We start from the raw sequence: 12996 nt of genomic DNA, 5'->3' as shown, positions 1-12996 counted from the left end.
CAGCCCGGCTGGGCGGCCCGGGCCGCGGCCACCGCTCGCCCGACATCCACGGCCCCGCCGAGGGCGTACGTACCGATCACGGCACCCGTGGCCTTCTCCACGACGTCGGCGGTACGCCCTGACGATGCGGGGCGAAACGTTCCGTCGATGTAGAGCTGTGCCACGGGGAACTGAGACGTCATGAAGACTCCACGGAGGTCAGGGAGACTTTGGCTTTGACTTAAACTAAGAGGCGAACGTCATGGACGTCAACCAGTCCCACCGCACAGCGGATTGATTTACCGGCGGGCCTACGCCCAAGCCCCGGCGCCGGACCCCGACCCGGGCACGGTCCCGGAGACGGACCCCACCCCGGCCCCGGACACGGTCTCCGGGCGCCGGCCGCCCGTGGACAGCAGGTGCGCCACCGGCAGGGTGGCCGCTCCCATCGCCACCGCCTCCTGGCCCAGCCGCCCGACCTCGATCCGGGTACGCCCACGCAGATACGACAGGGCGTGCCGCTCGGCCGTCTCACGCACGGTGGGCAGAACCACCCCGCCCATCACCGAGCCCGCCCATCCGGAGAGCACCACGAGGTCCGGGTGGAGCAGGTTGATCAGGTTGCCGATCCCGATGCCGATGTACTCCCCGATCTTCTCCAGGGTCTCCATGGCCACCGGGTCGGTGGCCGCCCGCGCCGTCAGTTCCGCGAGCCGGCCCTCGGTCCCGGAGGCGTGGAACGGCTGGCTGCCCAGGGTCGCCTGGTAACGGTGGAGGATGGCATCGGCTCCGACGTAGGCCTCCAGGCAGCCCCGCGAACCGCAGCGACAGGGCAGCCCGCCGGCGTAGATCACCGTGTGCCCCCACTCGATCGTGGCCGGGGCCAGGCCCGTGGTGCCGCCCTCCGTACCCGACCCGAGGGCCGCGCCCACCCCGACCCCGATGAGCGCGGTGACCACCCGGTCGGCGCCCTGGCCCACACCGCGCCACATCTCCGCCTGGCCCAGGGTCCGCGCGCAGTTGTCCAGCATGAGCGGTGCGGCGACTCCGGGGGCGAGCATCTCGCCGAGGGCGACACCGGACCAGCCGAGCGTCGGCGCGTGCACCAGCATGCGCCCGGGAATCCGCGGGTCGGGCTGGACCGCGCCGGGCACGCCGACGCCGACGCCGAGCAGGTCCGCGGGGTCGACGCCTGCGGCGCGGGTCACGTCGGAGATGCCCTGGAGCACCAGTGCGGCCACCGATTCGGCGTCGAGCCGGGTGCCGGCGATCGGGTAGACCTCGGAGGCGATCACGGACAGGGTCCAGTCGAACAGCCCGATCCGGACGTGCGTCTCACCGATGTCCACGCCGATCACGGAGCCGTAGTCCGGGCGGATCTCAAGCACCGAGCGCGGCCTGCCACCGTCGGAGTCCTCCGAACCGCCCTCCGCGATCAGGCCCTCGGCGAGGAGTTGGGAGACGACATTGCTCACCGTCGCGGAGCTGAGGCCGGAGACACGGGTCAGCTTGTTCCTGCTGGTGGGTCCCTGCACATACAGAGCGGAGAGGAGGATGGACCGGTTGTGCCGCCGCAAGTCGCTCGTCGTTCGCTTCACCACGGTTTTCACAGAACGAAGTCTGCCAGCCCGCGGCTCCTCGGATCCCGCCACGTCCGCCTGGCCGCCTCCGCCCGTGCTCCCGACACCCCGCGTATCCGCACCGGCGAACCGGCGCACACCGCACGCTCTCGGCGACCGAAGCCGGCGCACCTCCCTGAACCACCGCTGGTCCAGGGCCCGCGTCCGCGAGCCGAGCGCCCGTCCGCGCGACGGGCCAGGTGAGCCGAGTCGGCCGACGGCCCGCAACCGCACCGCTCGGCCGGCAACGTAGGGCTGGGGCCTTGCAGTACGTCGCGTCGAGATCGCCGCGGATTCCGGAGACTTCGCTCTTGGAGATAGCTCCCGGTGTCTACGCCCTGGGCTCCGCCCCGGTCGTCCGCGGGGCGGCGAAGGGGGACATGCCCCGCACGTACGCCTCCATGACGACCGCGTAGAGAGCCTGGTCGATGTCGAACCTGACAAACGTGCCCGGACCTCGTGCACCCTGATCGCTCCCGAAGGCGCCACACCGGTCCGCCTCCAGTTCATCGGCGGCGTCCGGGTTCCCAGGTCTCGCGGGCGTTCCGGTGGGAGGCTCGGGTCACACGGGACCGTGTCCCGAGGCGGAGTCGATGGCCTTCTGTACCGCTTCCAGCAGCGCGGGCAGGCCATGGGCCTGTTCCCATTCCGCGGCCGTGTAGGTCCGGATCGTGCCCCCGCCCCGGACTTGGCCATGCCCGATCTCCACAGTCCGCTTCCCTTTGCGGTCGGGGCCGGTGACGCGCACGTACAGGTGCCGTATGTGAAAGCGGGCAGGGAAGATGCCGAAGATCTCCAGTACCCGACCGTCGAACGAGTAGATGTCGCAGCCGACCGTGGTCATGATCTCGTCGTTCATGCGGGAACCCTATGCACGGTGATCAATCGTCACCAGGCTCTTGTCGCACACCACTTCCCTCGGCACCGTCAGCCGCCGGGCGGCGTCAAACCCTGCCTGTTCGTACGGGAGTTGGTCCACCAGCAGGCGGGCACCTCCTGACCGTGCGTCAGACATCCACCCAGTACAGGCCGTTGCTCGGATGTGGGAGGCGGCACCGATGTGACCGTCGAGCCACGCCCCTACGGCCCCGCGCGGCGCCTCACCCCAATTGCCTTGCCCAGTCCTGCAGTTCGGGTGCGTCCAGGGTGGTGCCGAGCCAGTCGTGGTCGAGGGGGACTCCCGGAAGTGACGGTACGACCGCGACGTACAGCCCTGCGGCGCGTGCCGCGGAGATGCCGGTGGCCGAGTCCTCGAAGGCGACGGAGCGCTCCGGGGCCGCTCCGAGCGCCTCGCATGCCGTGAGGTAGAGGTCGGGTGCAGGCTTGGGGGAACGTACCTCGTCGGCGGCGAAGGAATGGGTGAAGCAGTCCGCGAGGCCGGCCGATCCCAGTGCCGTGTCGAGCAGCTCCCGGGGGCTGTTGCTGGCGACCGCCACCGGCACGGCTGCCCGGCAGGCGCGGACCAACTCGGCTGCCCCGGGGAGGGCTACCGCGCCCCGGGCCAGCTCCTTGCGGACTCCTTCGAGGAGTTCGGCGGCGAGTTCGGCACCCGCTCCGGGCCGCCCGAAGTAGTCGGCCATGGCTTCTGCCGCGTCTTCCACGGTACGACCGATGACCAGCGCCTTCTGCTCGGGACCGAAGCCGTGGCCGTGCGCCGCGAAGACGGCCGCCTCCGCGACGCTCCAGCAGACCTCGGTGTCGACCAGCAGGCCGTCGCAGTCGAAGACCACGGACTCGGCGCCGGTGGGAAGCGAACGCATGGGTGGGGCCTTTCACTTCGGGTGAGCGGGGCGAGTCTCCCGTTCGGTGCTCGTCGGGAGGGAGCGGTCGGCAGGGGCTGGCGCCCGTGCCACGACGCCTTCGTTCGGGCTCCGGAGATCGCGGCGCGTCGGCCCGCGCTCGTGCGGGCTTCACTCCCCGAACGCGAGACGGAGACCGAAGACGGCGATGGCCGCGCCCGTGACACGGTCGAGGCAGCGGCGTACCGAAGGCCGTTGCAGGCGGCCACGGAGCACACGCGCGAAGGCGATCAGGGTGCAGGACCAGAGGACGGCCAGAAGAATGTGAACACCGGTGAGCAGTACGCCCGCTGCGAGGTGGGAGGCGCCGGCCGGGATGAACTGCGGGAGCATCGCGACGTAGAAGGCACCCATCTTCGGGTTGAGGAGGTTGGTGGCGATCCCCTGACGCCAGCCTCCGAGCAACGTGTCGTCGGCGCGCGGCCCGTTGCCGGCCTCGGTCCTGTCCGCCTTCACGTGCTCGTCCGCCGAGCGGTGCCAGGAGGTCCACAGCAGCCTGCCTCCCATCCACATGAGGTACGCGGCCCCGGCCCAGCGGAGTACCTCGTAGGCGAGGTGAGAGGCGGTCAGGAGCGCGGTCACACCGAGCGAGGTGAGTACGCCCCAGATCAGCGTGCCGCACTGGATACCGAGAACCACGCCCCAGGCGCGACGGCGGTGGCCGAGTCCAGCGGTGCGCAGGATGAGCGCGGTGTCCAGTCCGGGAGTGAGGGTGAGCAGTCCCACCATCAGGGAGAAGGTCCACAAGGCGTCTATGGCGATCACGAACGACGACCATAGGCCGTGCGTCACCCAACCTCTACTTTTCTGCCCGGAATCGGGCAGGGAGTTTCCCGATCGGGCGAGAAACGTCATGAACACCCGTCAGCCTGCGTGAGCGCAGTGCGGATCAGGTCCTCGGTCTGGGTGTACCGCTCCTCGCCGAACTCGCGGCGCGCGCGGTCGGCTACTCCCCGGTGGCGCCGTCAATGGCCTCGCGTAGGAGGTCCGCGTGGCCGACGTGGCGGGCGTACTCCTCGATCACGTGCTCAAGGACGAACCGCACGTCGGTGTCGCCGAATTCCGGGTTCGGCACGATGCGCGCGGGGTCGACGGTCACCCTCGCGAACACCTGCCGCGACTCCTCGCACGCCTTCAGGTAGTCCTCGTAGACGTCCCTGGCCGGCGTGGCGTCCGACTCGTCGTACCATTCACCACCGTCGGCGGTCACGTAGGTCCGATAAGGGAAGAAGCGCGGCGTCGTGCCGGCCAACGTCCGCTGGAACCAGGCGCGTTCGACCCCCTGCAGATGGCGCATGAGCCCCAGCAGGGTCAACTCCGACGATCCCACAGGGCGTAGCCGCAGTTGCGCTTCCGAGAGGCCCTCGCACTTCCACAGGAAAGTCGCTCGGTGGTAGTCGAGATTCGAGGCGATCACCTCCAACCACGGCCCCGACAGGGCGCGTTCGGGCCGGACGATCTTCTGGACGACAAGGTCGCTCACGCCGGGTCTCCCTGCTGGACATCAGGCTTGGCCGAGTTCGTACGCACCCGAGAAGACCCCTCTTCGCATCGGAACTCATCGCCGGCTGAACCCATGAGGTCACAGCCACAGCACCGGCGACCGCGGGACCCGTTACCCTTCTGCACCCGGAGAGCGGGGAACCAGCGTGGTCGCCGTCGATCGCCACGGGACGGCCGAGGACCAGCCGACCAGGGGCATGGTCTCGTCGCAGTGGGGAGCGAACTGCGCGACGGCGATGGTGGGCATCCGATGGCGCAGGTCGCGGACGTGTGCGGTGAACGCGTGCGGCAGTGAGACGTGGTGGGTCTCCACGTAGTGCGGGAAGTCGCGGCGCCACAGCCAGCTGCCGTCGGTCAGCAGTGACGAGCATCCCGGAGAGTGCCGGTGGGGGTTCCCGGTGATGACGTCGGGACCGCTCTCCATGACGTCGATGAGGACGTGGCCGCCGTCCAGGTAGGCCACCAGTTTCGCTTCGTCCGGTTCGCCGACGGGCCGGACGGCGTCGCGTATCGATCCGTTCGGTTGGCCGGAGCGGTTGTCCAGTTCGTCGTAGAAGCCCAGCAATCCCAGCACCGCTACTCCTTCGACGAGCCTTTCCCCAGCCACACGCCACACGATCACGCGGAGGTGGCAGGGCACAGCGTAGATGCCGCCCGCTGCTGCCCGAACCCGCCGTCTCCGCGGTGCACTTCGGGCGGGCATGGTGTACTGGCCGGCCGTCCGGCCCGGGTTCGGGTTCGGGTCCATGAGGGCGGCGTACGGCACAACACTGCGGAGCGAGCATGTGGGACGGCCCCTTCTACCGGGTCAGGCGTGACGGGTACGAGATCTGCTTCGTGCCCGGTACGGGAGAGGACCTCGACGAGGTCTGCAACGTGGACATGTGGGTCGTCCGTAACGACGGCGAGCGCTGGTCGGGAACCGTGTTCACGCTCGACGAGGTGCGCCGCATCATGGACAGCCGGCGGGAGGCGGGCGAACCGGAAGGCGACTACTGGTGGTGCTGGGACGGCCTCATCGTCCGCGACCCGGGGGTGCCGTCGATGGTCGAGGTCATCGACGGGCTCGTCGCAGCGGGCGAGCACGAGACGGTCCTTCGCCGCCTCGGCCCCGAAGAGGACGCTTGATCCCGTTCTCTCCGACCAACCGCGCGAGGCGCAGGACGGCCCAGCCGAAGAACTGCAGGTCACCCACTCTCCGCCGGACCCGGACCCGGACTCTCCACTCGGGAGAGCCATGTGGTGAGCAGCCCTTCCAGCGCCTCGGCCTCGCCGGGCGTCAGCAGTTTCAGCAGGCGGTGTTCATTGCGCATGTGGTCGGTGAACGCCCGGTCGATCAGTTCGTGCCCCGGCCGGGTGAGGGCGACGATCCGGCCGCGCTGGTCGTCGTCGGAACGGCGGCGGGTGACGAGTCCGGCTCGCTCCAGGCGGTCGATTCGCTTCGTCATCGCGCCGGTGGTGACCATGGTGTGGGCGGCCAGTTCGCCGGGTGCCCGTTCGTAGGGCTCGCCGGCGCGGCGCAGTGCGCACAGCACGTCGAACTCTCCCTCACTGAGTCTGTAGCGACCGTAGACGAGGCTCAGCTCCTCGGTCAGCCGGCCGGCCAGGCGGTGCAGCCGGCCGATCACGCCCTGCGGGGTGACGTCGAGGTCGGGCCGCTCACGGTGCCAGTCGGCCTGGATGCGGGCTACGCGGTCCGGCGGTTGCGGGTCGTCCATGCACAACATAATAGCTTCCCGGGAAGGTATAGTATCTTCTGTGGAAGCTAATGCGCGATGGATAGCGCTGACCGCCGTCGCACCGGTGGCCTGGGGCACCAACTACTACGTCACCCATGAATTCCTGCCGCCCGACAGCCCGCTCTACGGCGCGGCCCTACGAGCCCTGCCCGCCGGCCTCGTCCTGCTGGCTCTGTGCCGGCAACGGCCGCGCGGCGCGTGGTGGTGGCGGTCCGCGGTGCTCGGACTGCTCAACGTGAGCGTGTTCTTCGTCCTCGTCTACGCCGCCTCCCAACTGCTCCCGACGAGCATCGCCTCGACCGTCATGGCGGTGTCCCCGCTGGCGATGATGCTCATCGCCTGGGCCCTGATGTCCGAGCGGCCCGGCCTCACGCACCTGGCGGGCGCCGCGATCGGCCTCGGCGGGGTCTGCCTCATGCTGCTCACGGGGGCGGGCGGAGTGAGCGTGCCGGGAGTCCTCGCCTCGGCCGCGGCCATGCTCGTGTCGGCGTTCGGCCACATCCTGACCAAACGCTGGAACAACACCGGTACCGACGTACTCGCCTCGACCGCCTGGCAGCTCACCGCCGGAGGACTGTTCCTCCTTCCGGTCGCCGCAGCCGTGGAGGGCCCTCCGCCCGCGCTCTCCTCATCGGCGCTCCTCGCGTTCGGCTACGTCACCCTCGTCGCCACCGCGCTGGCCTTCGCCGCCTGGTTCACCGGGCTACGGCATCTGCCCTCCGGAACGGTGGGCCTGATCGGACTGCTCAACCCCGTCACCGGCGTGCTGCTCGGCACGGCGCTCGCCGGAGAGGTACTGACGGTCCGTCAACTGTGCGGACTGGCACTCGTCCTGGCCGGAGTCGTCCTGGGCCGCCCCACCCGCGCGAGTCGCCGCGACACCGGTCGGGCAGCTCCCCGCCCCACACCCGACGAACGTCCCGCCCCCGCCCACGAGTCCGCCGCGTGCGACCCCCGATGAGGATCGGATGAGTAAGCTCCTTTACAGACGAGTTGACACTGTGGGGGGGCAAATGTCGGCGGAGAATCGCTTACGGCTGGACGACATCCGGATCAGGCATCTGGAGCTGATCCAGACGATCGTGGCCCGGATGGGAAACAACTCGTTCCTGATCAAGGGCTGGTCCCTGACGGTCACCGGCGCACTGCTCGCCTACGCCGTCGGGAACGGCAAGAGCTCGGTCGCGCTGGTGAGCTTCGTCCCGGTCCTGGCCTTCTGGCTCCTCGACGCCTACTTCCTGTACCAGGAGCGGCTGTTCCGGCGGCTGTACGACCGGGTGCGCCGCCCCGAGAATCCGATAGAGCCCTTCGCCATGAACGTGGCACCGGGCCAGGAGAGCGCGGGTGTACTGAAGGCCGCGATCTCTCCCACCCTCGCTTTCTTCTACGGGGGCCTGGCCCTGGGCCAGGTGTTCGCGTTGATCTTCGTGCTGTGACTACGGGCCGGTGCCGCCTCAGTGCCGACGCGCGGTCAGCGCACTGCGCAGTCTCCGCGCGGAGTCGTCGAGCAGCGCCGGATCCTCCTCGACCTTCACCGGCCACAGATACGGCATCCGGTCGCCCTGGTAGCGCGGCACCACATGGACGTGCAGGTGGAACACCGACTGCGTGGCGACCTCGCCGGACGACTGGATGACGTTCAGTCCCTCGGGGCGGTGGGCGGCCCGCACCGCGTGGGCCGCCCGGAGAACCGCCGTGCCGACGGCCGCCGCCGTCTCCTCGTCGAGGTCCCAGATGTCCGCGACATGACGCCGGGGCACGACCAGAACATGCCCGGGGTGCACCGGCCTCACGGGCAGGAACGTCAGCGTCTCGGAGGTCTCGGCGACGACGCGTGCCGGTTCGGTGCCGGCGGCGATACGGCAGAAGACGCAGTCGGCTCCGTGATGATCCACTCTCATGGGTCGACAATAGGCCCGTGGGCGAACGGCGAACGAACTGTGGACCCGGCCGCAGGCCGCCGCTCCGCCCCCGCCGACCTGCTGGTACCGGGTCACTGACCCGAGTCCCCCAACCACAACTCCCCCGACACCGTCTCGTCCCCGCCCTGGGTGACACGGAACGCCCAGCCGTCCGCCACGGGCTCGCACCCGACGTACGCGGGCGGGTCCCAGTCCGTGAACCGGGAGGCAGTCATACGGCAGCCGGTCAGTCGGCCGGAGGTGTCGCCGCTCGCGAGGCACGCGGCCTGCCGGGCGGCTTCCAGGAGGACCATGCCGGGGATGTGGTCGCTGGGGTGGTCGAAGAACAGCGGATGCCTCAGGTCGGCCGGTGTCACCCGCAGGCAGCCGGTCCCGTCCCTGGCCACCATCACACCACCGGGGGCGGAGGCCGACACGGCGGTCGGCGGGAGTCGCCGGACCTCCTCGCCCGGTGCCGGAAGCGCACCGGCCCGGGCACCTCGCAGCAGCTTGTACGCGTCCTCGGTGAGAATGCGGGCCCGGCCTTCGGCGCTGGCGAACTCGGCGTCGCCCGCCGACAGTTGGAGCTTGACGCTGAGCGCGACGGGCCATGCGATGCCCTCCTCGCGACGGACGTCGTAGACCCTCGCGCGGCAGGTCACGTCGGTCGCGCCGTAGCCGACCACGGGCTCCTTGGCGGTGTCGAGCCGGAAGCCGATGGTCTTGATGACGGTCCTGCTTCCCCTGGGGACACCGAGGAAGCGCTGGCAGAGGTACAGGCAGCCCTGCCGGAGGGTTTCGGCGACCAGCAGCGGGTCGTGCCGGTCGCCGGATCCGGGGCGGAACGTGGTGTGGGAGCGGGACCACTGCGCGGCGAGCAGATACCGTCCCTCGCCCAGTGCGTGTCCGTCGGTGAGGAGGACCTCCGCGATCGACTTCCGGTGGACGAGATTCCGCGGCACGGAGCGTTCCCAGCTCAGCGTCGGTACCGCCGCCGTATCGAAGGGGGGAGACTCGGCTGATTCCTTCATAAAATAATAGGATGCGTGATCATTGCGGGTGCGGATAAGAAATGCCGTGTTGTCCGATAGATTCGCCTGAAAAGACGATTCGGCGTGAAGGGCAAGGGTCGTTGAGGGCGATGCAAGAACGCGCGGCAGCCACCCGACAGGCCGTCCTGGGGGCGGCGGCGGTGCTGTTCGAACAGCATGGATACGTCGGGACGAGCATCAGCGACGTGGCGCGGCGGAGCGGCTACACCAGCGGCGCCATCTACTTCCACTTCGGCAGCAAGGAGGGCCTGGCCGCTTCCGTCTTCGAGGCCCACTTCGGTGAATGGCCGAGGCTGGTGGAGACCTGGACCTCGCTCGAAGGTCCCGTCCTGGACCGGCTGGTGGGCCTCAGTCTCGCGGTGGCGGCCGAGTTCCGCGACAACGTGATCGTGCGGGCGGGAAACAGGCTCTCGAACGAGAGCAGATCCATCCCCGCCGAATTGCCGCAGCCTTTCGTGGGCTGGATCGAAACCGTCGCCCAACTCCTGGACGCCGCGCGGGAGAACGGCGAACTCGCCCCGGATACGGATATCGACCGGGCCGCGCGGGTGATCGTCGCCGGATTCTTCGGCACCCACACCGTGTCCGACGCCCTGGACGACCGCAGGCACGTCGAGCAGGCGGTGACCGACCTCTGGCTCTTCCTGCTTCCCGCCCTCCAGGCCGCCCCCGACCCGCACGGTTGCCTGGAGCGGGCCCGCATCCTGCGGGGTCAGTCCTTGTAGTCCGGGGCGATGCGCTCCACCAGGCGGAGCAGTGCCGACCAGGCGAGGTCGTAGGCCTTGTCGTCCTGGAGGTCCGAGTGGTCGTCCGCGCCGGTGAGTTGGCGGGCGGTGAGTTCGCAGATGTCGGGGGCGGGGGTGAGCAGCGGGGTGCCCGTGGCGGTCGCGGTGGTCTGGATCTCGCAGGCCTTGTCGAGGTAGTACATGCGCAGGAACGCCTGCGCGGGGGTCTCTCCTACGGTGAGCAGGCCGTGGTTGCGCAGGATCATCGCGGGGTGGTTGCCCAAGTCGGCGACCAGGCGCCGCTGTTCGGCGAGGTTGAGGGCGACGCCCTCGTAGTCGTGGTAGCCGAGCCTGCCGTAGAACTCCATGGAGATCTGGTTGAGCGGGAGCAGGCCGCTTTCCTGGGCGGCGACGGCGCAGCCGGACCTGGTGTGGGTGTGCAGGACGCAGTGGGCGTCGGGGCGGGCGGCGTGGATGGCGCTGTGGATGACGAAGCCGGCCGGGTTGACCGGGTGGGGGGACTCCTCGACGGGGTGGCCGGACAGGTCGATCTTGACCAGGCTGGACGCGGTGATCTCCTCGAAGAGGAGGCCGTAGGGGTTGATGAGGAAGTGGTGGTCCGGGCCGGGGAGGCGGGCGGAGATGTGGGTGAAGATCAGGTCGGTCATCCTGAAGTGCGCCACGAGCCGGTAGACGGCGGCGAGTTCGCGGCGCAGCCGGAGTTCTTCCGAGGAGACGGTGGGGGCGGACATGGGGACCTTTCGATGGGACACGGCACGTGCGGGTGCGGGTGGGGGGGTTCCAGTAGGACGACGGGTCAGGCCACGCTCAACTCCGGTGCGGCGGGCGCCTGTTCGCCTGCCAGGCGGCGGTGCCAGGCCTGGACGACGGACGCTTCGGTCGGCTTGGTGAGGAGGCTGACGGCCAGGTAGGCGACGAGGCCGGCCAACAGGCCGTAGTAGATGGGCTCGTTGGCGAGGAGGCCGTCGGTCACCATGAAGGTGATGACCGTGGTGCCGCCCGCGATCATCGAGGCCATGGCGCCGGGCAGGTTGCCGCGCTTCCAGACGAGGCCGCCGAGGATGGGCACCAACAGGCCGCCGACGAGCAGGTTGTAGGCGACGGTGAGGGCTTCGATGACGTCACCGAGGGCGCAGGCGATGCCCATGGCGGCGATTCCGAGGACGACGATCGCGAGGCGGTTGGAGCCGATCTCGTCGTCCTTCGACCCGGTGGCCGTGCGCTTGCGCAGGCGGGCCCAGATGTCGTTGTTGGCGACGGTCGCGGAGGCGATCAGGGCGCCGCTCGCGGTGGACATCATCGCCGAGAGGGCGGCGGCCAGGACCAGTCCGCGGATGCCGGTGGGCAGGGCGTGCCGGACGATCGTCGCGAACGCGTCGTCGGCGCTGGACAGTTGGGGGTAGAGGGTCTTGGTGGCCATGCCGATGACGGCGCCCGCGAGGGCGTAGACCAGGCAGTAGACACCGGCGACCGTGCCGCCCCAGGACGCGACTCTGTCGGAGCGGGCGGTGAACACGCGCTGCCAGATGTCCTGTCCGATGAGCATGCCGAAGGTGTAGATCAGCACGAAGGTGAGGATGGTCTGGCCGCCGATGGAGGTCGGGGAGAGATAGCCGTGCGGCAGCTTGTCGGCCATGGCGCCGAAGCCGCCGGCCTTCACCACGGCGATGGGCAGCAGCAGGACGAGCACGCCGAGGCTCTTCACCACGAACTGCACCATGTCGGTGAGGGTGATGGACCACATGCCGCCGAGCGCCGAGTAGCCGACGACGATGGTGCCGCCGATCACGACGGCGACCCAGCGGGGCACGTCGAACAGGACGTCGAAGACGCTGGCGTACGCGATCGTGGAGGTCACGACCAGCATCAGCGTGTAGATCCACATCACCACGCCGGAGATCACGGCGGCGGTGTCGCCGTAGCGCAGGGAGAGCATCTCGGCGACGGTGTAGACCTTGAGGCGGGCGATGCGGGCGGAGAAGAAGAAGCTCAGCGCCAGCAGTCCGAGGCCGATCGCGAAGACCATGGCGGCGCCTGAGATGCCGTAGGTGTAGCCGAGGCGTACGCCGCCGATGGTGGACGCGCCGCCGAGGACGACGGCGGCCATCGTGCCGGTGTACATGAGGGGGCCGAGGCGGCGTCCGGCGACCAGGAAGTCGCTCTTGGAGGCGGCGCGCCTCTTGCCCCACCAGCCGACGCCGATGATGCCCAGCAGGTATGCGGCCATGACGAAGTAGTCGACGGTCATCGAGACCTCCGGGATTGAGGGGTGGTGCCCTGGGAGTGGGATGACGTTATCGGCGTTCGCACTGGCGTCGCAGTGGCGGTTCTGTCCAATATGGAGTCGACCGCTGGATGATTCCGACAGTCCCGTACGACACCGCCGGACCGGGAGGATGTCCCCTCATGACCGAGTCCGAGCAGCCGTCCGTGCCGCTGAGCGTGTTGCTCGCCGACCCCGCCCTCGGTCTGCGCCAGATCGCCGGGCCGGCCGGGAACCACCTGGTCAGCACGGTCGGTACGACAGAGATCGAGGACCCGTCGCCATACCTGGTGGGCGGCGAGCTGCTCCTCACGGCGGGCGTGCGGCTGCCGCTCGACGCGGCGGGCGTCGACACCTATGTGCGGCGGGTCGTCGCGGCCGGGGTGAGCGCGCTC

At 69.6% G+C, this 12996-nt stretch carries 17 protein-coding genes and 1 pseudogene; 5 read left to right on the top strand and 13 right to left on the bottom strand.

What is annotated here, in order from left to right; all coding sequences use genetic code 11:
• The 8 genes and pseudogenes from R6V09_RS30910 to R6V09_RS30875 all read right to left on the bottom strand — a co-directional run.
• A pseudogene (locus R6V09_RS30910) lies at nt 1-182 on the bottom strand (aldehyde dehydrogenase family protein); the annotation flags it as partial.
• Between the two features lie 108 nt (nt 183-290).
• Nucleotides 291-1580 carry an ROK family transcriptional regulator gene (locus R6V09_RS30905; RefSeq protein WP_317884753.1) on the bottom strand — a complete coding sequence of 430 codons (1290 nt, stop codon included), beginning with the start codon at nt 1578-1580 and terminating at the stop codon, nt 291-293.
• 580 nt (nt 1581-2160) lie between these two features.
• A complete protein-coding gene (locus tag R6V09_RS30900) occupies nt 2161-2457 on the bottom strand; it encodes a hypothetical protein (RefSeq protein WP_317884752.1) in 297 nt (98 codons plus the stop codon).
• Between the two features lie 9 nt (nt 2458-2466).
• Complete coding sequence (locus R6V09_RS30895) at nt 2467-2613, bottom strand: hypothetical protein (protein ID WP_317884751.1); 147 nt, start codon at nt 2611-2613, stop codon at nt 2467-2469.
• Between the two features lie 85 nt (nt 2614-2698).
• Nucleotides 2699-3358 carry an HAD family hydrolase gene (locus R6V09_RS30890; protein WP_317884750.1) on the bottom strand — a complete coding sequence of 220 codons (660 nt, stop codon included), beginning with the start codon at nt 3356-3358 and terminating at the stop codon, nt 2699-2701.
• Between the two features lie 150 nt (nt 3359-3508).
• Complete coding sequence (locus R6V09_RS30885; protein WP_317884754.1) at nt 3509-4126, bottom strand: LysE family translocator; 618 nt, start codon at nt 4124-4126, stop codon at nt 3509-3511.
• Nucleotides 4127-4343: 217 nt separating this feature from the next.
• Entirely contained in the window at nt 4344-4880 is a 537-nt protein-coding gene (locus R6V09_RS30880) for a DinB family protein (RefSeq protein ID WP_317884749.1), read from the bottom strand.
• 132 nt (nt 4881-5012) lie between these two features.
• Entirely contained in the window at nt 5013-5474 is a 462-nt protein-coding gene (locus tag R6V09_RS30875; protein ID WP_317884748.1) for a hypothetical protein, read from the bottom strand.
• Nucleotides 5475-5683: 209 nt separating this feature from the next.
• Here R6V09_RS30875 and R6V09_RS30870 point away from each other — a divergent pair, with 209 nt between their 5' ends.
• On the top strand, nt 5684-6028 hold the full coding sequence (locus R6V09_RS30870; protein WP_317884747.1) for a hypothetical protein: 345 nt from the start codon (nt 5684-5686) through the stop codon (nt 6026-6028).
• 59 nt (nt 6029-6087) lie between these two features.
• On the opposite strand, the gene R6V09_RS30865 is transcribed toward R6V09_RS30870, so the two are convergent.
• Nucleotides 6088-6627, bottom strand: a complete 540-nt coding sequence (locus R6V09_RS30865) for a MarR family winged helix-turn-helix transcriptional regulator (protein ID WP_442810184.1) — start codon at nt 6625-6627, stop codon at nt 6088-6090.
• On the opposite strand from R6V09_RS30865, the gene R6V09_RS30860 reads away from it, so the two are divergent.
• Together R6V09_RS30860 and R6V09_RS30855 are read left to right on the top strand one after the other, a co-directional pair.
• Nucleotides 6617-7600, top strand: coding sequence for an EamA family transporter (locus R6V09_RS30860; RefSeq protein WP_317884745.1), 984 nt, complete (start codon nt 6617-6619; stop codon nt 7598-7600). The two genes, R6V09_RS30865 and R6V09_RS30860, sit on opposite strands and share 11 nt — an antisense overlap.
• Before the next feature lie 52 nt (nt 7601-7652).
• Nucleotides 7653-8075 carry a hypothetical protein gene (locus tag R6V09_RS30855; RefSeq protein ID WP_317884744.1) on the top strand — a complete coding sequence of 141 codons (423 nt, stop codon included), beginning with the start codon at nt 7653-7655 and terminating at the stop codon, nt 8073-8075.
• A gap of 18 nt (nt 8076-8093) precedes the next feature.
• On the opposite strand, the gene R6V09_RS30850 is transcribed toward R6V09_RS30855, so the two are convergent.
• Nucleotides 8094-8540, bottom strand: coding sequence for an HIT family protein (locus tag R6V09_RS30850; protein ID WP_317884743.1), 447 nt, complete (start codon nt 8538-8540; stop codon nt 8094-8096).
• A 92-nt stretch (nt 8541-8632) separates the two neighbouring features.
• On the bottom strand, nt 8633-9571 hold the full coding sequence (locus R6V09_RS30845; protein ID WP_317884742.1) for a ScbA/BarX family gamma-butyrolactone biosynthesis protein: 939 nt from the start codon (nt 9569-9571) through the stop codon (nt 8633-8635).
• 110 nt (nt 9572-9681) lie between these two features.
• On the opposite strand from R6V09_RS30845, the gene R6V09_RS30840 reads away from it, so the two are divergent.
• The gene (locus R6V09_RS30840; RefSeq protein WP_317884741.1) at nt 9682-10317 is read left to right on the top strand and encodes a ScbR family autoregulator-binding transcription factor; all 636 of its coding nucleotides are present in this window, start codon (nt 9682-9684) and stop codon (nt 10315-10317) included.
• Here R6V09_RS30840 and R6V09_RS30835 read toward each other — a convergent pair.
• Complete coding sequence (locus tag R6V09_RS30835; RefSeq protein WP_317884740.1) at nt 10305-11069, bottom strand: class II aldolase/adducin family protein; 765 nt, start codon at nt 11067-11069, stop codon at nt 10305-10307. The two genes, R6V09_RS30840 and R6V09_RS30835, sit on opposite strands and share 13 nt — an antisense overlap.
• Before the next feature lie 65 nt (nt 11070-11134).
• The gene (locus tag R6V09_RS30830) at nt 11135-12586 is read right to left on the bottom strand and encodes a sodium:solute symporter (protein WP_317884739.1); all 1452 of its coding nucleotides are present in this window, start codon (nt 12584-12586) and stop codon (nt 11135-11137) included.
• 158 nt (nt 12587-12744) lie between these two features.
• Between R6V09_RS30830 and R6V09_RS30825 the strand changes: the two genes are divergently transcribed.
• The coding region (locus tag R6V09_RS30825; protein ID WP_317884738.1) for a PucR family transcriptional regulator ligand-binding domain-containing protein at nt 12745-12996 on the top strand (252 nt) is incomplete at its 3' end.

Origin of the sequence: Streptomyces sp. W16 (genome assembly GCF_033194735.1) — a bacterium.
Classification (GTDB): domain Bacteria; phylum Actinomycetota; class Actinomycetes; order Streptomycetales; family Streptomycetaceae; genus Streptomyces.
This window is presented reverse-complemented; position numbering and strand designations above follow the sequence as displayed.

Excerpts from the sequence above, each read along its gene's own strand:
- R6V09_RS30900 (WP_317884752.1), bottom strand. The coding sequence starts at position 2,457 with ATGAACGACGAGATCATGACCACGGTCGGCTGCGACATCTACTCGTTC.
- R6V09_RS30895 (WP_317884751.1), bottom strand. The coding sequence starts at position 2,613 with ATGTCTGACGCACGGTCAGGAGGTGCCCGCCTGCTGGTGGACCAACTC.
- R6V09_RS30890 (WP_317884750.1), bottom strand. The coding sequence starts at position 3,358 with ATGCGTTCGCTTCCCACCGGCGCCGAGTCCGTGGTCTTCGACTGCGAC.
- R6V09_RS30885 (WP_317884754.1), bottom strand. The coding sequence starts at position 4,126 with ATGGTGGGACTGCTCACCCTCACTCCCGGACTGGACACCGCGCTCATC.
- R6V09_RS30870 (WP_317884747.1), top strand. The coding sequence starts at position 5,684 with ATGTGGGACGGCCCCTTCTACCGGGTCAGGCGTGACGGGTACGAGATC.
- R6V09_RS30860 (WP_317884745.1), top strand. The coding sequence starts at position 6,617 with ATGCACAACATAATAGCTTCCCGGGAAGGTATAGTATCTTCTGTGGAA.
- R6V09_RS30865 (WP_442810184.1), bottom strand. The coding sequence starts at position 6,627 with ATGTTGTGCATGGACGACCCGCAACCGCCGGACCGCGTAGCCCGCATC.
- R6V09_RS30855 (WP_317884744.1), top strand. The coding sequence starts at position 7,653 with ATGTCGGCGGAGAATCGCTTACGGCTGGACGACATCCGGATCAGGCAT.
- R6V09_RS30850 (WP_317884743.1), bottom strand. The coding sequence starts at position 8,540 with ATGAGAGTGGATCATCACGGAGCCGACTGCGTCTTCTGCCGTATCGCC.
- R6V09_RS30845 (WP_317884742.1), bottom strand. The coding sequence starts at position 9,571 with ATGAAGGAATCAGCCGAGTCTCCCCCCTTCGATACGGCGGCGGTACCG.
- R6V09_RS30840 (WP_317884741.1), top strand. The coding sequence starts at position 9,682 with ATGCAAGAACGCGCGGCAGCCACCCGACAGGCCGTCCTGGGGGCGGCG.
- R6V09_RS30835 (WP_317884740.1), bottom strand. The coding sequence starts at position 11,069 with ATGTCCGCCCCCACCGTCTCCTCGGAAGAACTCCGGCTGCGCCGCGAA.
- R6V09_RS30830 (WP_317884739.1), bottom strand. The coding sequence starts at position 12,586 with ATGACCGTCGACTACTTCGTCATGGCCGCATACCTGCTGGGCATCATC.